This is a genomic window from Arthrobacter gallicola, assembly GCF_014836775.1.
GTDB classification, from domain to species: Bacteria; Actinomycetota; Actinomycetes; order Actinomycetales; family Micrococcaceae; genus Arthrobacter_B; species Arthrobacter_B gallicola.
This window is the reverse complement of the sequence record NZ_JACSQD010000003.1, coordinates 348,946-370,030: the sequence shown is the minus strand read 5'-3', so window position 1 is coordinate 370,030 and position 21,085 is coordinate 348,946. Positions and strand designations below refer to the sequence as shown.

Below are 21,085 nucleotides of genomic sequence, written 5' to 3'. Positions count from 1 at the left end.
GCCCAAGTCAGCAGCACCGGCCCCATCCGCACCGCCTACCAGGCCAGCGGATTCGAAAACGGCCCACTGGGCTACCCACGCAGCCCCCAGGTCTGCGGCATCAAAAACGGCGGCTGCTACCAGGACTTCCAAAACGGCGCCATCCTCTGGAACTCCGCCACCGGCGCCCAAGTCAGCAGCACCGGCCCCATCCGCACCGCCTACCAGGCCAGCGGATTCGAAAACGGCCCACTGGGCTACCCCCGCAGCCCCCAGGTCTGCGGCATCAAAAACGGCGGCTGCTACCAGGACTTCCAAAACGGGGCGATCCTCTGGAACCCCGCCACCGGCGCCCAAGTCAGCAGCACCGGCCCCATCCGCACCGCCTACCAGAAGCACGGGTTCGAGGCCGGCGGCCTCGGCTACCCCGTGGGCCCGGAAACCTGCGGCATCAAAAACGGCGGCTGCTACCAGAATTTCCAGGGCGGAGCCATTACCTGGACAAAGTCAGCCGGCGCACACCCCACCGCTGGGGAAATCCGCAAAAAGTGGCAGTCCACCGGCTTTGAGACCGGAATATTGGGCTACCCGGTGACAGACGAGACCTGCACCGCCACTAAGTGCACGCAGCGCTATGAGGGCGGACGGATCGATTGGACCCGCACCGGGGGTGCCGTCGTCGTCCGGAATTAGACCGGAGCGTGAACCGGGCCCTGGCCTGGCAGAACGCAGACAACGAAAAGAGCCGCCTGGAAAATCTTAGGTTCTAGCGGTCGTTGCAACACCCAGACTTTTGGGAGTTGCAACGACCGTGTTGTCTTTAAGCAAGGAAACTGGCACCAGCAAACTGCGCTCACCTCGGCGCCGATATTCCGAGGCTGACCGGGTCCAGTTCCTGAAGGTATTCGATCGCACGGGCAGCGTCCGGGCCGCGTCCGCTGAGCTCGGATTCAATCTCAGCAAGTGTTACCTGTGGGCCAGGGATCTGAACCCAGGTGCCAAACCGGCAGGCAAGGCCAGCAGCGGTAAAATCCAGACCAAGTACACGCCGGCCCAGAAGGAAGCATTCTTCACTGTCCTGGACCGTGCAGGCAGTGTCTCAGCTGCGGCCAGAGAGATGGGGCTCCCGGTGGGAACCTGCTTTCAGTGGGCCTACAAGGCCGGATTCAAGCGTGAGCAGCGTGTGGGCAGGAGAGAGGATTTCCTCCGACTCCGCGGATCCGGGCAAACCCGACGCGAAGCGGCTCTGGCTGTCGGCATTCACCCTCGAACCGCCGAGGACTGGGACCTGGGGGTGCGCAGATCCAACAACAAACGGTATTACCCGGACGGGCGGGTCATCGACTACAAACAGGGAGCGACGACATTCATCGCCCCCGCAGCCAGGGTTGCCCCGGGCGAATTCCCCGGTTTGGTCCAGCTGCAGAAACCGATCAGCTCCCGCTATCTCTCCCTGCCTGAGCGGGAGCGGATCCGGGACCTGAGCAGGGACGGTGCTTCGCTGCGCTCCATTGCCCGGGCCCTGGGACGCCCAGCCTCGACCATCAGCCGGGAGATCACACGCAACACCGGTCCAGCCGGCTACCAACCCTACGCCGCGCACCGCACCGCCGCTTCCCGGCGGCCCCGGCCCAAACCCAGCAAACTCGCCCTCGAGGGGCAGCTGCGCGACTTCGTGCAGCAAGGGCTGCTCGTATGCTGGTCACCGGAACAAATCAGCAAACGGCTGCTCACCGAGTTCCCCGACAGCCCGGAGATGCGCGTGGCCCCCGAAACGATCTATCAAAGCCTCTACTTCCAGGCCCGCGGCGGACTCAAACGCGAGGTCCAGGCCGCGCTGCGTTCCGGGCGGACCCGCCGGAGAGCACGCACCGATCCGGCGAAACGGACCAGCCGTTTCCGGGACCCCATGATCAACATTTCCGAGCGCCCGCCCGAGGTCGCGGACCGTGCGGTGCCAGGACACTGGGAAGGAGACCTGATCACCGGGGCCCTGAACCAGACCGCGATCGCCACCCTCGTGGAACGCACCACCCGGTACGTGATGCTCGTTCATTTGGAGGGGGACCACACCGCCGAAACCGTGCGTGATGGGCTCATCAAAACCATGGCCACTCTCCCGGCGCACCTGCGCGGATCCCTGACCTGGGACCAGGGCGCGGAAATGGCATCGCATAAGGCCTTCAGTATCGCCACGGACATGGATGTCTACTTCTGCGACCCCGCCAGTCCCTGGCAGCGCGGGTCCAACGAGAACACCAACGGGCTGCTGCGCCAGTACTTCCCCAAAGGCACCGACCTCTCCGTCCACAGCGTCGAAGACTTAGAACACGTCGCCCAGCAGCTCAACGGACGCCCACGCAAAACGCTCGGCTGGGAAACCCCAGCCGAGCGTATGCGTGACTTATTGTTGACCACCTAGCCACCAGGTGTTGCAACGACCCCTAGAATCCAAGAAATTTCCCGGGCGGCTCTTTTGTTGAATTTTTGAGAAGATCAGTGCTGACTTATTTCTGCTCGAGAAGCTCCAGCAGATACTGGCCGTATCCGCTCTTTACGAGAGGCTCAGCCAGCCGGCGAAGCTCATCGTCCGTGATGTTGCCGAGGCGCCAGGAGATTTCCTCCGGACACCCGATCGAAAGTCCCTGGCGTTTCTGGACCGTCCGAATAAACTCTGATGCCTCGTTGAGGGAATCGAACGTCCCGGTATCCAGCCACGCGGTTCCGCGCGGGAGGATCTCTACCTGGAGCTTTCCCTTCTCCAGGTAGATGCGGTTGACGTCGGTGATTTCCAGTTCTCCGCGGGGAGAGGGCTGAAGGTTGCGGGCAATGTCAACGACGTCATTGTCGTAGAAATACAGCCCGGGGACGGCATAATGGCTTCGCGGCTGGGCAGGCTTTTCCTCCAGGGAAACCGCCTTGCCGTTCTGGTCGAATTCCACCACGCCGTACGCGGTGGGATCTGCGACCCAGTACCCGAAAACGGCACCGCCGTCGATGTCCGCGAACCGGCGCAGCTGGGTGCCCAAACCCGCCCCGTAGAAGATGTTGTCCCCCAGGACCAGTGCCACGGGACCATTTCCAATGTGCTCCGCACCCAGGATGAACGCCTGCGCGAGCCCGTCGGGTGATGGCTGCTGCTTGTAGCTGATGTTGACGCCGAACCGGCTTCCGTCGCCCAGCAGGCGGCTGAACTGCTCATGGTCGTGCGGGGTGGTGATGATGAGGATGTCTTTGATGCCCGCAAGAATCAGCGTGGACAGCGGATAATAGATCATTGGTTTGTCGTAGACCGGCACCAGTTGCTTGCTGACGCCGAGTGTTATCGGGTGGAGTCGTGACCCGGTGCCGCCTGCCAATATGATTCCGCGCATGCACCTCATCATCCCGGCTCGATGGGGTGACGGCAAATCCGGTAACGTGTATTTACATGCAGAACCTCCTTGTGACCGGCGGCGCCGGTTTTATTGGCTCCAACTTCGTGCACTACGCCCTCGAAAACACGAATCTGTCCGTCACGGTGCTGGACAAGCTGACGTATGCCGGCAACCTTGAGTCCCTCCGGGGACTTCCGGAGGACCGTTTCACCTTCGTGCAGGGAGATATCTGCGACGCAGAGCTGGTGGACCGGCTGGTCGGGGAAACCGACGTCGTTGTCCACTATGCGGCTGAGTCCCATAATGACAATTCGCTGCACGACCCCAGGCCGTTCCTCGACACCAACATCATCGGCACGTACACCCTGATCGAAGCGGCACGGAAACACGGCACCCGTTTCCACCACATCTCCACGGACGAGGTCTACGGCGACCTTGAACTGGATGATCCCGAGCGTTTTACGGAACAGACCCCGTACAACCCCTCCAGCCCGTACTCGTCCACGAAAGCCGGTTCCGACCTTCTGGTGCGCGCCTGGGTCCGTTCGTTTGGGCTGCAGGCCACCCTGAGCAACTGCTCGAACAACTACGGCCCGTACCAGCACGTGGAGAAGTTCATCCCCCGGCAGATCACCAACGTGATCGACGGCGTGCGGCCCAAGCTCTACGGCGCCGGCGAGAACGTCCGCGACTGGATCCACGCCAACGACCACTCCTCTGCCGTGCTGCGGATCATCGAAAAGGGCGAGATTGGGCAGACCTACCTGATTGGCGCCGACGGCGAGAAGAACAATAAGGAAGTCATCGAGCTCATCCTCAAGCACATGGGCCAGCCGGCGGATGCCTACGATCAGGTCATCGACCGTCCCGGCCATGACCTGCGCTACGCGATTGATTCCACCCGCCTGCGCACCGAGCTGGGCTGGGAGCCGAAGTTCTCCAACTTCGACCAGGGCATCGAGGACACCATCCGCTGGTACCGCGACAATGAGGCGTGGTGGCGCCCGCAGAAGGCACAGACAGAAGCCAAGTACAAGGTTCAGGGCCAGTAGCGCGGTGGTCGAGTTCTCCAAGCCGCTCACAGCGCACGCAACCCCGATTCCCGGCGTCGTACTCTATGACCTTCCGGTCCACGGCGACAACCGGGGCTGGTTCAAGGAGAATTGGCAGCGCGAGAAGATGCTGGCGCTGGGACTTCCGGACTTCGGCCCGGTGCAGAACAACATTTCCTTCAATGAGAGCGCCGGGACCACCCGCGGCATCCATGCCGAGCCATGGGACAAGTACATCTCGGTCGCCACCGGACGGATCTTCGGAGCCTGGGTTGATCTGCGGGAAGGGCCCAGTTTCGGGACCGTGTTTACGGCCGAACTGGATCCCAGCCAGGCAATCTTCATCCCCCGCGGGGTGGGTAACGCCTTCCAGACGCTCGAGGACAACACTGCCTACACCTATCTGGTCAACGACCACTGGAGCGCGGATGCGCAGGGGCAGTACACCTTCCTTAACCTCGCAGATGAGACCGCGGGGATCGCGTGGCCGATCCCGCTGGAGCAAGCAGAGCTGTCGGAAAAGGACAAGAAACATCCCCGCCTCGGAGATGTGGTCCCGATGGCGCCGAAGAAAATACTTGTCCTTGGTGCGGATGGCCAGCTTGGCAAGGCACTGCGGGAAACGTACGACGGCGAGGCTTCCGTGGAGTTTGCCGGGCGCCGGGAGTTCGACCTGACCGATCCTGCCTCCTTCGAACGCAACTGGAAGAATTACTCGGCCATCATCAACGCGGCCGCCTACACAGCGGTGGACAACGCTGAAACGCCTGAAGGCAGGCGTCTGGCTTGGGACATCAACGTCAGCGCCGTCGCACGGCTGGCTCGGGTGGCCTCCGCGAACCGCCTGACGCTGGTGCACGTATCCAGCGACTATGTCTTCGACGGTACGAACGAAACCCACCCGGAAGACGAACCATTCTCTCCGCTGGGGGTCTATGGCCAGACGAAGGCCGCGGGCGACGCCGTGGTATCCGTTGTCCCGCAGCACTACATTGTGCGGACCAGCTGGGTAATCGGCGAAGGCAGCAACTTTGTGCGTATCATGGCTTCGCTCGCCGAACGCAGCATCGAGCCGTCCGTGGTCAATGACCAGATTGGCAGGCTGTCCTTTGTAGAAGACATCGCTGCCGGAATCCGTCATCTGCTCGAATCACACGCGGAATTCGGCGTGTACAACCTGACGAACGACGGCGAGCCCGGGTCTTGGGCGGACGTCGCCACCCGGGTTTACGAGTTGACAGGCCACCCTGTCAACGCGGTTACCGGTGTCAGCACGGAAGAGTACTTCAGGGACAAGACGGCCGCGCCACGCCCCGCCAACAGCGCTCTGCCACTTGATAAAATCAGAGCCACCGGCTTCACACCGGCTGATGCCGCAAAGCGGCTTGCCGCGTATCTGGGCTAGGATCCGCGGTTCCGTGCCCGACTCCCCCTTTTACCTACGATAGATTCGAAGTATGTCCCAAGACCTGATCGACCGTCCTCTCGTCATCATGCCTGCTTGGAACGAGGCTGAGACCATCGGACAGACAGTCAAAGAAGTTCTGGCCTTCGGTCCAGCCTGTGATGTCCTGGTGGTCGACGACGGTTCCCGGGATGCCACAGCGGCCCTGGCCCGCGACGCCGGCGCTACAGTCATCCAGCTACCCTTCAATCTGGGGGTGGGCGGTGCCATGCGAACCGGTTTCAAGTACGCCAAGTACTACGGCTATCAGCGCGCCATTCAGGTTGATGCGGACGGCCAGCACGATCCACGGGACATTGCTAAGGTTCTCGCCGGACTGGAGCACGCCGACATTGTCATCGGTGCCCGCTTCGCAGAGGAGGGTAACTACACCGTCAGGGGCCCCAGGAAATGGGCGATGAAGGTCCTTGCGGGGACACTGTCACGCATTACCCGGACACGACTGACGGACGTAACGTCCGGATTCCGGGCAGCCAATGCCATGGCCATCCGCCAATATGTGGACCATTACCCTGCCGAGTACCTGGGTGACACAATCGATTCGTTGGTTGTTGCCGCCCGCTCGGGGTGTGTGGTGCGGCAGGTACCCGTTTCCATGCGGGAACGCCAGGGCGGCACGCCCAGCCACGATCCAATCAAAGCGGCGGTGTACCTGGGCCGTTCAATCTTTGCCCTCCTGATTGCGCTCACCCGCAAAAAGAGCGAACCTACGTCCGATTAGGATTCATATGCCTGTCTTTGCTGGCTTCGTCATCGTTTTCGCCATTCTGGTTTTCATCCTCGACATGCTTCGCAAGCGACGGCTCCGGGAAAAATACGCAGTGTTGTGGATTGTCATTGGCTTGGCTCTGCTTCTGCTGTCTGCCTTCCCGCAGCTGCTGTTCTGGGCGGCAGCCCTCTTGGGAGTCCAGGCCCCTTCCAACCTGCTATTCGCAATGGCACTGCTCCTGCTTATAACCGTCTGCCTGCACCTCTCCTTTGAACAGTCCCAATCAGAGGATGAGTTGAGAGTGCTGGCCGAGGAAGTGGCTATCCTCAAGACAAAGGTCCGCGAGCTGGACGAAAGTGCCGGGACTCCCGGCAACCTAGACACCTGAGACCGCCCAGATTACTTGGCGTATAACTGACTGAAGAGGGGTGCCCCGCTGGGGCACCCCTCTTCAGTAAGTTCTAGCGCGGCTTAGCCAAAGACATGCCTGGCCAACCGCGGCAGGGAGTCCTTTTTGCCCTTAACCAACGAGCGGGCGATTAGTGTGGCAGCGTTTAGCCGGGAGGTTGTGTGGAATCGTGCCGCCCGGGCCGCCGATTTCCAGCCCAAGGCAGCAAAGCGGTCTGCCTGCGAGTGGAAGAAGGCCCGCTCTTCGTCAAATCGGCGTCCGTCCAATGCCCGTACCGAGGAATCGGAGGCTGAGTGCCGCCGGTACAGGAACGCGAGCTCCGGTTCCACGACCATGGAACCGTTTTCAGCGGCAATGTCGAGTAGCAGGGCCAGGTCTTGAACCACGTCAAGGCCCTCGGTGAAACCGATACGGGTGATGACGTCCGAGCGCCAGGCCAGCGATGGGAAGTATGCCCAGTCCGCGCGCACCAAGCTGGTGGCCATCTGCTCTCCACGCAGCACCTGACGTTCGCGGCCCCGCGGTGCGTAAGCCTTCTTCACCAGGTCCACTAGCGGCTGGCATGCACGTCCGTTCTCATCGATGACCTGCACCCCGGGCTGAACGACGCCAGCGTCGGGGTGAGCCTCGAAGGCCTTGGCCACCGTCTGCAGGTAGTTCGGCAGCATCACGTCGTCCGCGCCCATAATCACCACGATGGGGGCCTGGACCAACTTGAGTGCCTTCCTGTAGTTGCCGTTGGCACCCAGATTGGTATCGTTCTTCTGGTAGCTGACCCGAGGATCAGTCAGGGAGGCGAACCACCGCTCTGGTTCCGGGCTGGGGTACCCGTCATCAATGACTACCAGGCGCCAGTCCTCATATTGCTGGCTCATTACACTCCGCGCGGCCAGTTTCATCAGGTCTACGTCGCCGTAGTACGGGAGCATTACATCAATGGCCATGAGCCGATTCATTCCTTCTAGTCGGGCGGCTGGGGACCGGCTGGGCCGGGCACAGGGTGTCGGGGCTACGGAACACCGCATGGGCAGACCTGTTAGCCGGTACCTCCACTATAGGTCAGCGGCCGGGGCCCCCACTTGGCCAAGGTAAACTCGTAAGGGTCCCGGGAGCTATCTCCCCGTGACTCCTGTGTTCACGAATGAAGGGTTTCCTCCCCTATGCCTGACCGTGCCCGGACCAGCGTCTGCATGGCCACCTACAACGGCTCCCAGTTTATCGAAGAACAGATCCGTTCCATCCTCCCCGAACTGGGCCACGAAGATGAGCTCGTCATCATCGACGACTGCTCCACGGATTCAACGGTCAGCGTGGTCCGGTCCATCGAGGATCCCCGCATCCGGCTGATCATCAATGACCGCAACCTGGGGTACGTAAAGACGTTCGAACGGGCGCTGGCGGAAAGCACGGGAGACTACCTTTTCCTCTCGGACCAGGATGACGTATGGATTCCTGGCCGGCTGAATGATATGAAGGCTGCGTTGCAGGACAGGCTGATGGTGGTCTCGAATTGCTCGCACTTCGGCGGTGCCAGCGGCCGGTTCCACGATATCCGGGTACGTCCGGCAGATTCCGACCGCCATCTCGCCAACATTGCGGGAATCCTGGTGGGGTACCGCCTGCACTGGGGGTGCGCCATGGGCCTCCGGGCCGAACTGTTAAAGCTCGCCCTCCCCTTCCCGTCATACATGCGCGAATCGCATGACCAGTATCTGGCGATGGCAGGCAACGTTGCCGGCAGCGTCCGCTACCTAGAGCAGGACACCATCCTGCACCGCCTGCACGGTGAAAACCTGACTCCTGACAAGATCCGTGGACTGGTTGCCATCGTTAAGGCGCGTCTGGTGTACCTGGGCGGCCTTGCCGCCCTCATCCGGCGCCGCTTCACCCTGCGGAACACCCTGAAGTCCGTGTGAACTCGCCGCATCCCAACAACGATCGGAACACCATGTCCTCCAATGGTAACCGCGCGATAGCCGTAGCAGCCGTCGTTTCCAGCTTCAACCCGGGCCCCGAACTCATCCGCAACGTTCAGGCGCTCATGGAGCAGGTGGACCGGGTGACCGTCGTGGACGACGGTTCGACCCGCGACATCGCCGCAGTCCTTGACGGACTCAAAGCCACAGGCGCCGGCGTTGTCAGGTTGGAACGCAACAGCGGGATCGCGGCAGCGCTGAATGCCGGGATCCGCGCTGAACTAACCGAGGGCGACGTCGCATGGATCATGACCATGGACCAGGACTCCCGCCTGGGCCCAGACTATGTTGAACGTGCCCTGAAAACGGCAGCCTCCAGCAAGAGTCCGGACAGCGTGGGCATGGTGAGCGCAGAGTCGCACAACGGTGCCCGGGTTAAGGGCTACGCCGGGACCGATCCGGATGAACCCGAAGTCTTCGATCCCATGCAGTCCGGCAGCCTGGTCCGCGCTGCCGCCATCCATAGAGCCGGACTGCTGGACGAGGACCTGTTCATCGACTGCGTTGACTCCGAGTTCAACGCCCGGCTGCGCAGTCACGGGTACCGGCTGCTGGCCGGGCAGGGGTGCGATCTGCTGCACTCCCTGGGCGAATCCCGGCCGATGCGGATCCTGGGCTGGCACGCCACCATAGGCCCGAAGAAGCTAAGCATCTACTACCACGCGCCGTTCCGGGTTTACTACATATCGAGGAATATCCTGGTTCTGGCAAAGCGGTATGTTCGCACACAGCCGCGCTGGGTAGCCCAGCGGCTATTCTTGGAAGTCGAGAGCCACGTCATCCGGTTTATTTACGGGCCGCGGCGCCGTAAACACCTTGTAGCATTTCTCTCCGGCACCCGTGACGGAATTTTGAACCGTCTGGGGCGGATCGGCCCGGAACTGGAGAAGCGGCTGCGATGACCCGGCCCCGTCTAACCTAGCGCCCAATCCGGACGGACTCGTTGAGCAACTGTCCCGGCCAGATGGTACGAGGAGTGCGGAAGAGTCCTTCTGTCAGGCCCTTGAAAGTCGACGTGAGCCAGAGTCTCCTATCCGACGCACGCAGGCCCTGGACAATTGCAGTGGCTGCCATCCCGGCTCCCCAGCGCACAGGGTTGTGCAACAACGTTCGCGGCGACGGGTCCAGCCGGTGGAACCAGAGGTTGTTGCGGATGAAGTAATAAAGCCGTCCACCCATATCCTTTTGATTCTGCTTCTCGGGATGGCTTATGCGGCTTTGGGGAAGCACCACACCATAAGCACCGCGGCTCAGGCGCCGAGTGTACTCCGCGTCGTCAAACCAGATGAAGAAGTCTGCATACGGCAGGGGCATTGAGGCAGCGGCCTTCAGGTCAATGAGAACACCCACAAAGCTGGCGCTGTCGACCGCGACACCACCTAGTGCACTTGCCTTCAGCTGCCGCCCAATGTCCGACGACTGATCCGGCAGATGCCCCTTGTTGGGCTCGCCTGCTGGGTTCACCACTAGCGAGGCCACGAATCCAGGCCTGCTGGGCGCCCCCTCCATGGCTTCGACCAAGGGTCGCAGACTGCCGGGAAGCGGCTCGGCGTCGTCATCCATCAGCCAGGCCGCATCATGTCCAGCGGCAAGTGCACGTTCAATCCCCCAGGCGAATCCTCCGGCACCGCCGAGATTGGCACCTGTTTCATAAACGCTAACGGCCGGGAATTCCTGCCGGACCATTGCCACGCTTGCGTCCGTTGAACCGTTGTCTATCAGGATGATTTCGTCCGGTTGCCTGTCCTGGTTCCGGAGCCCTGTAAGGCACTTACGGAGGAGGTCCACGCGGTTATAGGACACAACAACTGCTGCTACAGACAAAGAGTTCCCATCGTTGGAGCATGCCCAATTACAGCGCCCCAAGGCACACTGGAGGTGGAGGTCGCTAGTTCGATGATATCAACCCGCACCAGCCTCCTACGTTAGAATGCTTCGAGGATGCAGGCGCGGGCAACCGGCCCGTGCCCGGCAACGGAGGAATTTTCTTGGGTCAGCGTTCACTTCTGCGGCACGTTCGGCGTGTGGGTGCCTTCGGCGCTTCCGTAATCCTCAGCACCGTCGTGGGCCTGGTCGCCATCCCCGTGGTAATTTCCCATGCAGGGACAGCAGCGTGGGGCGTCATTGCGCTTGGACAGTCCACGGCGCTGCTCTTCGGCGTCCTCGTTTCCTTCGGATGGGGCACTGTCGGCCCGGCTATGGTCGCCGGCCTTCCCATGGCAGACCGCCCCCAAATGTTCCTGGACTCCCTTGTTAGCCGCGTCTATCTGTTCCTCGTCGTGGCTCCGCTGGCACTGCTGACTGTCTGGCTCATAAGCCGCCAATTACCTGCCGTGGCAATACTCTCCTGCCTGGCATATCTATTTCCGTTTCTAGGGGCATCTTGGTATTTCGTCGGTGATGCCCGGCCAGGCAGGTTCCTCGTCTTCGATACCCTGCCGGTGATGCTGGGGATCGTGCTCGGACTCGCTGGGCTCGTACTTACCGGCAACGTGCTGGTCTACCTAACCATCCAGCTCTTCATGAACCTATCGGGTGCCGTGGCCAGTGCCGTGTTGATCCGCAGCAGGTCCGAGAACACACCCGGTTTCGATCTCAACCTGCGTCGAGCAGTACAGCGGCTGGGCGGTCAACGGCACGGCGTCATCACAGCTGCGACGTCGAGCCTGTACGTCAACACACCAGTGCTTGTGGTGGGTGCCCTGGTCCCTGGTTCGCTTGCCCTCTACGCAATGGCCGAGAAGTTCTTCAAGTACGGCTTGACGGCGGTGGGGCCAGCCGTGCAGGTACTGCAGGGCTCCATTGCGGATCCTGATCCAGCTCGCCAGGACAGCCATGTCCGGATGGCAGCCAAGTATGCACCGTTTGCGGCCGCATTCTGCGCCCTCGTGATGGCCATGTGCATTCCGTGGGCAAGCCGCCTGCTATCGGGCGGCAGTCTTGAGGTGGGATGGGAACTCAGTGTGCCGATGGGCGTGATCTTCGGCGCAGTCACAGTCTCACAGGTTGTCGGTCTGGCGTGCCTTATTCCCATCGGCCAGGGAAAGACTCTGGCTGCATCCACCGTGCTGGGAGCCGCCGTTGGTGTCCCCCTTATTGTTCTCGGCGCCCTCACCGTTGGGGTTTCGGCGGTCGCCTGGGCCGTCGCCATTTCAGAACTCGCGGTTGCCGTGTACCAGATAGCCGTCGTGCGCCGATACTTCGCCAGGAAGTCCCGTACCAGCGGAGCCTCCGTCATAAAATGAAGCGCAAGTCCTGGAGGCGGGTCCGCTCCGGTCCCTCCGTCCAGCGCCCATTTTCCTCTTCGAACCGCCCGTCACACGGGAATTCTGCATCGGGTAACTGACTGTAAGCTGGTCTGTGCCGCGTCGCGACGCTGCGCTGCCCTGTTGCACCCAATCTGGAGGCTCCTTGTCCTGGTTATCCGCTTTTCCTGTACTGATTACAACGGCAGGACTGGTTTTCCTACCCGGCTACGTGGTAGCACTGAGCCTTCGGTTCAGAGGCTTCACCGCACTGGCACTGGCGCCGGTCTTTTCCACGGCAGTATCGGGGACGTTTGCTGTGTTGGCAGGGGCCTCCGGGATCACATGGACTCCGCTAACCTATGCAGCTGGCGCGCTAATCACCGCCATCGCGGGCCTCGGAGTGACAGTCCTGGTCAGCCGTCGCACCAGAAAAGCCGGAAGCCCCGCAGCGAGGCAGGCCTCAGAGCACACCACGGCAATTTTGCGGATCCTGGTGCCGCTCGCCGCGGCTGGCATGGCTGCGGCAATGATCTTCCGCCGGTTGACACAGCTGATCGGGCAGCCTGAAAACTTCGCGCAGGTTTTCGACAATATCTTCCATCTGAACGCCATCCGCTACATCGTAGAGACTGGCAACGCCTCCTCGTTGACGCTTGGTTCCCTGCAGGAGCTGACCGGGATGCAGGCGGTGTATCCTGCGGCCTGGCACACCTACGCCTCCATGACAATGCAGCTCACTTCCGCTCCGCTGGGGCTGGCGGAGAACTCGGTGAACATTGTCGTAGCCGCGTTGGTCTGGCCGATCGCCAGCATCTTCCTGGTCCGCCGGATCTTCGGGCGTAACCCTGTCATCACGTTGGCCGCCGGGATTGTTTCCGCGGCCCAGATAGCGTTCCCCTATTTGCTCCTCGTCTGGGGCCCGTTGTTCCCCAATACCCTCTCCGTAAGCATGCTCCCGGCCGCGATCGCTGTCATCGTCATGCTGACCGGCGCCGGTCGCCGCAAGCTGGACGACGCCGAGAAACTACGCTGGTGGATTGCTCTGCTGCTCTCCCTTGCCGGCCTGATCACAGCACATATGAGTGCAATCAATGCCCTGATCATCTTTGTCCTGCCGTTGCTCATTATGGCATTCGTGCGCGGAATCAAGTCCCGCAGCGGAGCCCCCGCAGGTCGAAAGGCCTTCTTTTTCGGCGGCGCGGCCGTGTTCGCTGCCGTCCTGTTCATCCTCTGGCTCAAGCTTCGTCCGGCCTTCTACGATTTCTGGGGGCCGACCACTACAGCTGGCCGGGCCGTTGGAGAGGCACTCACCAACGGCCCGATGGGCAACGAAGCCAACTGGCTGGTTTCCGCACTGGCGATCCTCGGCGCCGTAACGGTTTGGCGTACTCCTAGTCTGCGCTGGCTCGTCTGCAGCTACGCCATTGCCATCACCCTGTACGTCGTGGACGCTTCCAGGGACCGCGGCTTCATTCGGAACTTCCTGACCGGGACCTGGTACCAGGACACCTATCGACTAGCCGCGTTCCTGCCCTTGTTCGCCACACCGCTGGCCGCGGCGGGTGTGTGGGCCGTGGGCCAATTCCTCCTGCCGCACATCCGCCGGCTATGCGACGCACTGCCGTCCCGCTTGGCGGGACGCCGCGGTGCATGGAGTGCCGCTGGCACCGCCGCCCTTACTGCTGTCCTCGCTGTCAGCGCCTACTTCGGACCGACTCAGGAGTACATCCAGAGGGGAATGCCCCTGTACGCACTGAACACCGGATCGGCGGTGCTCACTCCGGAAGAATTTCAACTGTTGGATGAAGTGGACGACATCGTGCCCGAAGATGCGGTGATCGCGGTGAACCCGTGGAACGGAAGTTCGCTGGCCTACGCGTTCAGCGGCCGCCACGTCCTCACCCCGCACCTGTTTGCCATACCGGACAAGGAGCGGGACCTGCTGTCGCGGAGCCTGGGAACGGAAGGCCTTACGCCTGAGGTCTGCAGGGCCGCTGAATTGGAAAACGTGGAGTACGTTCTGGACTTTGGTGACCGGTACCTCGTTCCGGACCCGTCGACCGTCAACTACCTCGGTGTCACTAATGTGGCACCGTTGCCTGGACTGGAACTCGTCGCTTCCGCCGGAGAGAACGCCAGGTTGTTTGAGATTACCGGCTGCGGCGGATAGCAGCGGAGAGCTGCAAAAGGCCCCACTCCGGATGCGATCCCGGGGTCATTTATTGTATACGCTACTCCGCCTTGGGGACTAGACGATGTGAGGGACTGGGTTTAGGGGGCTGCAGCCCCCACTCTTCAAAGTAAGGACGTGGGTTACCTGCCAGACTTGGCCGACCTGCAGACTCACATTTGAAGTCTGGGAGGTTCCAGCTATGTTCGAGGGTACAAGTGTCGGCTTGGAAGTCCATGCCCGCAATGTTCCGGCTGCCCACTGGATACCGAAACAGGGGAATCCTGCACCGCAAACTCACACCGGACTGAACCGAGATTCTGGAATGGATCGGTTCCCTGCCCGGTCCGGTGAAAGTAGTTACCGAGGCAGGCCCCACCGGATTCGGTTTGGCCCGGAGCCTGAACGCGGCCGGGTTTCCCGCCGTGGTTTAGGCTCCGTCCAACCCCAGCGGCCTTCCGGGACCGGGCGAAGAGCGATACCCGCGATGCCCTGCCTCTGGTCCGGCTGCCCAAGCTGAGAACACAGGAGTCCGGATTCCCTCGATCGATCAGGAATCGGCCCGGGACCTGGTCCGGGCACGGGAGGACTGCCGGGCGGATCTGATGTGTTCCCGGCACCGGATCCCCCAAACTCCTGCTGCTATTCCGGCGGGCAGGCGTCGACCGGGCAACATGAAATCTGGTTGAACCGGCAGCATTTTCCCGAACCAGCCCGGGAACTGACCTATCAGTCCTGTCTCGCCGGGATCCGGGCCATCAATGAACGTCGGCACGATCTGGATGCCGCCATCACAAGCATGACTTCAGACAGCGAATTCACCGCTGTGGTTAAGGGTCTGGGCTGCCTGCGGAGAATCTCCACCCTCACCGCTGCTTTTGGGTTGGCCATGAAATAGGTGACTGGGACCGGTTCACCGACTCCAGCATCGACGTCTACCTGGGCTTGTTCCCTTCTGAGCATTCCGCCGGTGCGCCTCGGCCCCGCGTCTCGATCTCCAAGACCGGAAGACCCATGCCGGCCGGCTGTCTGTCTGTCTGTCGAAGCTGTCTGGCATCACCGCCGGTCCTACGTGAATCCCTCACTGCTGATGCGGGCCAGCTGGTCCTGGCACCGGAAGCGGCCCGGGCCTGCGGATATGCCGGGAACCGGCGTGTGCATCAAAGCTGGCTCACATAATTGGAACACCAAAAACGTGCCGTAGTCGCCACCGTGGCGATGGCCCCGGAACTGGCAGGCAGGTGCTGGTCGTTGGCAGAAATTGCTGAAGAGAAGGCGCTCCCCATGACCTAACCGACTTTAGAGCAGGCCAGAGGCCGGATCATCACGCATGGACCTTGCAAAGCGCGTGGAGAAAACTCGCGATACATCTACGCCCGACATTGCTAGACCAGCGATAGGCTCCAGCCGGACACTTCGTCCTGCGGTAACCAACCGGCGTATTTCAGTCTCACCGCGCCGTCGACAATGACCCGCTGACCATGCCGTCAGATCCCTTCCGGCACCCACGGGAAATGCCCAGCGGCGTTTTCTCCGGGCTGGACGTGCAGGCAGGTTCTCGGGCGGAAGGAACGGTCCTGTAAACATGCTGGCCCATCGTCCGGTAGCGATTCGCTCAGCGGTTAGCGGTAGGCCGAAAAATACCTTTTCCTTCGCGACGTGCGCTCCGGGGCGGCCTGAGATGACGCACTGAACCAGGATCATGCTTCCGGCGGGGGGGGCCAGACGGGCATTACGGTGGACATGAAGACCTCTTAGGAATCGGTTAGTTTTCGCAGACACCAACCTAAGAGGTCTTCACGTGTTCACGTGTAAACAACGTCCTGTCTCAGTACAACTACTGTCCACGCAGGCGGGCAACGACGTCACCCACCGGACCGTCCATGACGATCTGGCCGTGCTCAAGGAGGACGCCCCGCTCACAGATACGAGAGACCAGATCCAGGTCGTGGCTCACAACCACCAGAGTCTTCCCCTCCCCAGCCAGTTCCTTGATCTTGTCGATGCACTTCTTCTGGAAGGGCTCGTCACCCACGGCAAGGATTTCGTCCACGAGGAAAACCTCAGGGTCAGTGTGCACGGCTACAGAGAAAGCCAGCCGCAGGTACATGCCGGAGGAGTAGAACTTCACCTCGGTGTCGATGAACTGTCCGATTTCCGAGAACTCAACGATCGAGTCGAATTTCTCGTTGATCTCTTCCTCGGTCATCCCGAGAATTGCACCGTTGAGGTAGACGTTGTCCCGTCCGCTGAGGTCATGGTGGAAGCCGGCCCCGACCTCAATCAATCCGGCCACACGTCCGCGTGTACCGACGGTCCCGCTATCCGGACGCATCACTCCGGAGATGTGCTTCAGGAGCGTGGATTTACCGGAACCATTAAGGCCGAGCAGCGCTACCGTTTCGCCCTGTTCGATGTTGATCGAGATGTCCTTCAGCGCGTCAAACCGTTCGCTCAGATCTCCTTTGCGCCCTTTGGCGAGCCACACGAATGCCTCTTTCATTGAGCGTGTGTGCCGCAGGACGAATCGTTTGTTGACGTTGCGTACTTCGATGGCGTTGGCCACGGTTCAGAGCTCCTGGGCGAAACGGCCTTCGAGCCGCCGGAAGACGAGTTGGCCCAGCAGCAGGACCGCAGCTGAAAGGACCAGGGCAACCGGCAGCCAGAATGACAGCAGGTGGGGTGGAACTGCCTCGGCGCCGTCAGTGGTGGGCAGCCAGAAAGCGTAGTGGAATGTCTCTACCCCGACAGTCAGGGGATTCAACTGGTACAGGTTGAAGAACGTCGTTCCCAGCTGCTCGCGGACCTTGACCCACGAGTAGAGGACCGGAGACGCCCAGGTCGCAATCATCAGCAGCATGTCGACCAGATTTTCGGCATCACGGAAGTACACGTTGATGGCGCCGAAAAGAAGTCCAAGCCCCGTAGCGAGCAGTCCCACGACGATGAACCCGCCTACTGCGGCGGCCAGCTGCAGCGGGTTGGGCCGCCATCCATTAAACAGGCAGGCCACTATGAGGATCAGGAGCTGGGGAATGAAATGCACTCCCGAGACCCAGACGGACGCCACCGGGAAGAGCTGCCTGGGGAGGTAGATCTTCTTGATCAGGCTGCCGTTGCCGACGATCGATCTGGATGCGTTACCCAGGGCTTCCGTAAAGAAGTTGATCAGCACAATTCCGGCGAAGAGGTAAATGGCGTAATTCGGCAGACCGCCCGGGTTACGGTCGCTCTGCTCGAGTCCGAGGAATACACCCAGCGCGATGTAAAAAACGATGAACTGAACGCCGGGCTTGACGTAAGACCAAAGCAGTCCCAGGACCGATCCTCGGTAACGTACCTTCAATTCCTTCGAAACGAGCAGCTTTAGGAGGAAGCGGGACCTTACGATATCCGCGAGTCCCGCTCCCCGCCCCGGTGTTTCCAGTGCGTCCATTGACAAACTTACTTGCCTGCTTCCGAGTGCTCTTCGAAGGTTTTCTTCCAGGCTTCGAAGGACGTGATGTGCGGAAGCGCGGACCGGTACTGGTCGCTGAGCGAACGCCAGTTCCTGAGGATTTCGGCGTTTAGCCTGACGCTCTCGGCAAGGAGTTCACGCAGCCGCTTCGGATCCCGTTTGTACCAGGAAGCGCCTGTTCCCTCTGCGTTTGAGACTACAGCGGAGTCGTACTGGGACATCCGCCACCATTTGTTGTCCTGGTGGGCGATGTAGGCCTGCGGATGTTCCACGCTGGTGGTGGGCACTTTTCGGGTGAGCTGCTTGACCACCGTTTTCGCTGCCCAGGGGAGGAGCGTGGCGTATGACGGCGCCTTGAAACCCTGTCCGTGACGAGGCGGCTTGTGCATAACGGGAGCAGGGAATGCCTCGGGCTCGGACTGGATCTGCGCGTCCGAGAACTCGGCCACCATGCCCCTGATCTCGGGGAGCTTGGCAGGGAGCAGGTCGTGGAGCTGCTCGGGTCCCTGCAGGAGGTCCCGCAGCGCCATCGTCCGTCCCACCGCGGTGTAGTACTGCATGGAGATAAGATGCTTCAGGTCCATGTAGCTGGTTTCCCGAACCACCCGGCCACCGTGTTCATACGGACTGTGCAGGAGAGCTGCAATCATCCGGTTGCGGGTGTGGAAATAGGCCTGCCATCCGACAAGGTCGTCCTTGTCAATCCAGCTCACGTGCCAGACAGCCGATCCGGGCATCGACACTGTCGGGTATCCCGCTGTCTTGGCACGCAGACCGTATTCCGCATCGTCCCATTTGATGAACACGGGCAGCGACAGTCCGATATCACGGATGACCTGAGTCGGAATCAGGCACATCCACCAGCCGTTGTAATCGACGTCTACGCGCCGATGGAGCCATGAGGTCTGACGCAGGTTGGACCGAACAAAGTCGTGGCCCAGAGTCATCTCTTCGTGCGGCTGGTCCGGCTGGAAACGGTAAGGATTCACCGTTTCGCCGAAGGTATGAAGAACCGTGCGGTTATACAGATCAAACATGTGTCCGCCCACGATCGTGGGGGTCTTACAGCGGTCGGCAAACGTGACCAGCCGGGAGATGCTCTCAGGCTCCATCACGACGTCGTCGTCCAGAAGCATCACATAGTCGCTGCCGCTCTCGACGGCCTCGTACATCCCCCGGGCAAAGCCTCCGGATCCGCCCAGGTTCGCCTGGTTGATAATCCGGAGTTTTCCGTCCAGGAGTGCTTCAACCTCGGCGAAGCCCTCGGCGTCTGCGACTTTCTGGGTCCCCTGGTCTACGATCAGGACCTCTTTGAGGCGCGCCAGCGCGTCAGGGTGCTCGCCCAGGATTCTCAGGTTGTTCAGGCAGAACGCCGTCTTGTTCAGCGTTGTAATCTCCAGCGTCACCGTTCCCTGGCGGACTGGGGCACCCGGCGCCTGCCACTCGGCCTCTTCCAGGACCAGCGGGGTTGAGCCCGCCACCAGATCGAACCAGTACCAGCCACCGTCTCCGAACGGCTTAAGGCTCAGCTCGAAAACACTCGTGGAGGGAGAGGTGACCCGCTGCGTCTCCACATGCTGAAGGGCACCGCGGGCATTCGATTTGTAAACGCTGACGGCTCCGGCTCCCGAAGTCCGGACGCTTAGCCGGATGGTTTCGAGGTTCGTCCACCGACGCCAATAGCTGGCGGGAAAAGCATTGAAGTAGGTACCGAAGGAGACGCGCTCTCCTGCACGGACTGAGGTTGAGTGCCGCGAAAGGAAATCCTCTGCATGCGCTTCCTTGCCCGGAACGGAGTAAGCGGGGGCGTTTGTTACCTTTTTGGCATCTCCGTTCATGGTGGAGAGCTGAACCCCTGCCGCACTGCCCGTATCGAGGTACAGAGGGACAGTGTCCAGCTGGTCCAAGGACGGAAGGATAACGCGCTGAAGAGTTGACCAGGTTTCGCCGGTCAGCCCCGGTTCCTCAACTGTGGCGTTACTCACGCGTCCACTCCTCCGCTTTCGAGCTTGGCTCCCCCGGTGAAGTGGGGCTTGATCTTATTGTCGTACATAGAAAGGGCGGATCCGATTGCCATGTGCATGTCCAGGTACTTGTAGGTACCCAGACGGCCGCCGAACAGAACCGACTTCTCACCCTTGGCCAAATCACGGTAGGCGAGCAGCTTGGAACGGTCCTCAGCTGTGTTGACCGGGTAGTACGGCTCATCGCCCTTCTCGGCGAATCGGGAGAATTCACGCATGATGACCGTCGCATCCTTGGTGTAGTCCCGCTCCGGATGGAAATGGCGGAACTCGTGGATGCGCGTGTAGGGGACGTCCTCGTCCGGATAGTTCATGACGGAGGTGCCCTGATAGTCCTCGATCGGCAGGACTTCTTCCTCAAGGTCAATGGTGCGCCAGGAAAGGTCACCCTCGGCATAGTCGAAGTACCGGTCCACTGCGCCGGTGTAGACGACCGGAACCTGGCCCAGGGTCGTGGAACGCGAGAACTCGTGGCCTTCATCGAAGAAGTCCGTTTTCAGGTGAACCTGGATGTTGGGGTGATCGGCCATCCGCTCAATCCATGCGGTGTACCCGTCGACCGGCAGGCCTTCGTACTTGTCGTTGAAGTACCGGTTGTCATAGGTGTAGCGGACCGGCAGGCGGGAAATGATCTCCGCCGGGAGGTTCTTCGGGTCCGTCTGCCACTGCTTGCCGGTGTAGTACTTAATGAACGCTTCGTAGAGCGGGCGCCCGATCAGCTGGATGCCCTTGTCGTTCAGGTTCTGGGGATCCGTGCCGGCGAGTTCTCCTGCCTGCTCCTGGATCAGGGCCTTGGCTTCCGCCGGGCCCATGGAGGAACGGAAGAACTGGTTGATCGTGCCGAGGTTGATGGGCATGGGGTACACCTCGCCCTTGTGGCTGGTGTACACCTTGTGCACGTAGTTGGTGAACTGGGTGAACTCGTTCACGTAATTCCAGACCCGCTCATTGGAGGTGTGGAACAGATGCGCTCCGTAGCGGTGCACCTCAATGCCGGTCTGAGCTTCATTTTCGCTGTAGGCGTTCCCACCGATGTGGTGCCGGCGGTCAAGGACCGCAACCTTCAGGCCCAGTTCCCTTGCAGCACGCTCGGCTACAGTCAGGCCGAAAAAGCCCGACCCGACGACGACGAGGTCAACGTTCACATTCACTCCTGTAAGTTTCGGCACGGCCCTCGGCACGCACCCGACGGTCAAGGTTACCGAACAATTGCTGTGGA

17 protein-coding genes are annotated in these 21,085 nt (G+C 61.1%); 10 read left to right on the top strand and 7 right to left on the bottom strand.

Translation table 11 applies throughout. The features are described 5' to 3' along the window. The coding region (locus H9639_RS08865; RefSeq protein ID WP_404799742.1) for an LGFP repeat-containing protein at window positions 1–672 on the top strand (672 nt) is incomplete at its 5' end. 601 nt (window positions 673–1,273) lie between these two features. After that, window positions 1,274–2,401, top strand: coding sequence for an IS30 family transposase (locus tag H9639_RS08860; RefSeq protein WP_449657890.1), 1,128 nt, complete (start codon window positions 1,274–1,276; stop codon window positions 2,399–2,401). A gap of 85 nt (window positions 2,402–2,486) precedes the next feature. On the opposite strand, the gene rfbA is transcribed toward H9639_RS08860, so the two are convergent. Beyond that, entirely contained in the window at window positions 2,487–3,353 is an 867-nt protein-coding gene (gene rfbA / locus H9639_RS08855; protein WP_191807713.1) for a glucose-1-phosphate thymidylyltransferase RfbA, read from the bottom strand. Window positions 3,354–3,409: 56 nt separating this feature from the next. Between rfbA and rfbB the strand changes: the two genes are divergently transcribed. From rfbB to H9639_RS08835, 4 genes are read left to right on the top strand one after another with little or no spacing between them, the layout of a single operon-like run. Continuing rightward, window positions 3,410–4,408, top strand: a complete 999-nt coding sequence (gene rfbB / locus H9639_RS08850) for a dTDP-glucose 4,6-dehydratase (protein ID WP_191807712.1) — start codon at window positions 3,410–3,412, stop codon at window positions 4,406–4,408. 4 nt (window positions 4,409–4,412) lie between these two features. Then, window positions 4,413–5,813, top strand: a complete 1,401-nt coding sequence (locus H9639_RS08845; protein WP_318242038.1) for a bifunctional dTDP-4-dehydrorhamnose 3,5-epimerase family protein/NAD(P)-dependent oxidoreductase — start codon at window positions 4,413–4,415, stop codon at window positions 5,811–5,813. A gap of 52 nt (window positions 5,814–5,865) precedes the next feature. After that, window positions 5,866–6,594 (top strand): glycosyltransferase family 2 protein, encoded by a 729-nt coding sequence (locus H9639_RS08840; protein ID WP_191807710.1) that lies wholly within the window; start codon window positions 5,866–5,868, stop codon window positions 6,592–6,594. A 7-nt stretch (window positions 6,595–6,601) separates the two neighbouring features. Next, window positions 6,602–6,970, top strand: a complete 369-nt coding sequence (locus H9639_RS08835; protein WP_191807709.1) for a DUF2304 domain-containing protein — start codon at window positions 6,602–6,604, stop codon at window positions 6,968–6,970. An 83-nt stretch (window positions 6,971–7,053) separates the two neighbouring features. Here the strand turns inward: H9639_RS08835 and H9639_RS08830 are convergent, their stop codons facing one another. Continuing rightward, complete coding sequence (locus H9639_RS08830; protein ID WP_191807708.1) at window positions 7,054–7,935, bottom strand: glycosyltransferase family 2 protein; 882 nt, start codon at window positions 7,933–7,935, stop codon at window positions 7,054–7,056. Between the two features lie 216 nt (window positions 7,936–8,151). Here H9639_RS08830 and H9639_RS08825 point away from each other — a divergent pair, with 216 nt between their 5' ends. Both H9639_RS08825 and H9639_RS08820 read left to right on the top strand, forming a co-directional pair. Further along, a complete protein-coding gene (locus H9639_RS08825) occupies window positions 8,152–8,907 on the top strand; it encodes a glycosyltransferase (RefSeq protein WP_191807707.1) in 756 nt (251 codons plus the stop codon). 32 nt (window positions 8,908–8,939) lie between these two features. Continuing rightward, the gene (locus tag H9639_RS08820) at window positions 8,940–9,869 is read left to right on the top strand and encodes a glycosyltransferase (RefSeq protein WP_191807706.1); all 930 of its coding nucleotides are present in this window, start codon (window positions 8,940–8,942) and stop codon (window positions 9,867–9,869) included. Between the two features lie 16 nt (window positions 9,870–9,885). Here the strand turns inward: H9639_RS08820 and H9639_RS08815 are convergent, their stop codons facing one another. Next, window positions 9,886–10,791 (bottom strand): glycosyltransferase family 2 protein, encoded by a 906-nt coding sequence (locus tag H9639_RS08815; protein ID WP_191807705.1) that lies wholly within the window; start codon window positions 10,789–10,791, stop codon window positions 9,886–9,888. Window positions 10,792–10,955: 164 nt separating this feature from the next. Here H9639_RS08815 and H9639_RS08810 point away from each other — a divergent pair, with 164 nt between their 5' ends. Both H9639_RS08810 and H9639_RS08805 read left to right on the top strand, forming a co-directional pair. Further along, the gene (locus tag H9639_RS08810) at window positions 10,956–12,212 is read left to right on the top strand and encodes a lipopolysaccharide biosynthesis protein (RefSeq protein WP_191807704.1); all 1,257 of its coding nucleotides are present in this window, start codon (window positions 10,956–10,958) and stop codon (window positions 12,210–12,212) included. Between the two features lie 115 nt (window positions 12,213–12,327). Then, a complete protein-coding gene (locus H9639_RS08805) occupies window positions 12,328–14,385 on the top strand; it encodes a DUF6541 family protein (RefSeq protein ID WP_318242037.1) in 2,058 nt (685 codons plus the stop codon). Between the two features lie 1,837 nt (window positions 14,386–16,222). Here the strand turns inward: H9639_RS08805 and H9639_RS08800 are convergent. The 4 genes from H9639_RS08800 to glf are packed head-to-tail and all read right to left on the bottom strand — an operon-like array spanning window position 16,223 to window position 21,011. Further along, window positions 16,223–16,951 carry an ABC transporter ATP-binding protein gene (locus H9639_RS08800; RefSeq protein WP_191807702.1) on the bottom strand — a complete coding sequence of 243 codons (729 nt, stop codon included), beginning with the start codon at window positions 16,949–16,951 and terminating at the stop codon, window positions 16,223–16,225. Between the two features lie 3 nt (window positions 16,952–16,954). After that, on the bottom strand, window positions 16,955–17,821 hold the full coding sequence (locus tag H9639_RS08795; protein WP_191807701.1) for an ABC transporter permease: 867 nt from the start codon (window positions 17,819–17,821) through the stop codon (window positions 16,955–16,957). A gap of 8 nt (window positions 17,822–17,829) precedes the next feature. Next, entirely contained in the window at window positions 17,830–19,827 is a 1,998-nt protein-coding gene (locus tag H9639_RS08790; RefSeq protein ID WP_191807700.1) for a glycosyltransferase, read from the bottom strand. Beyond that, window positions 19,824–21,011, bottom strand: coding sequence for a UDP-galactopyranose mutase (gene glf, locus H9639_RS08785; RefSeq protein ID WP_191807699.1), 1,188 nt, complete (start codon window positions 21,009–21,011; stop codon window positions 19,824–19,826). Before glf ends, H9639_RS08790 begins: the two co-directional genes overlap by 4 nt. Between the last annotated feature and the right edge of the window lie 74 nt (window positions 21,012–21,085).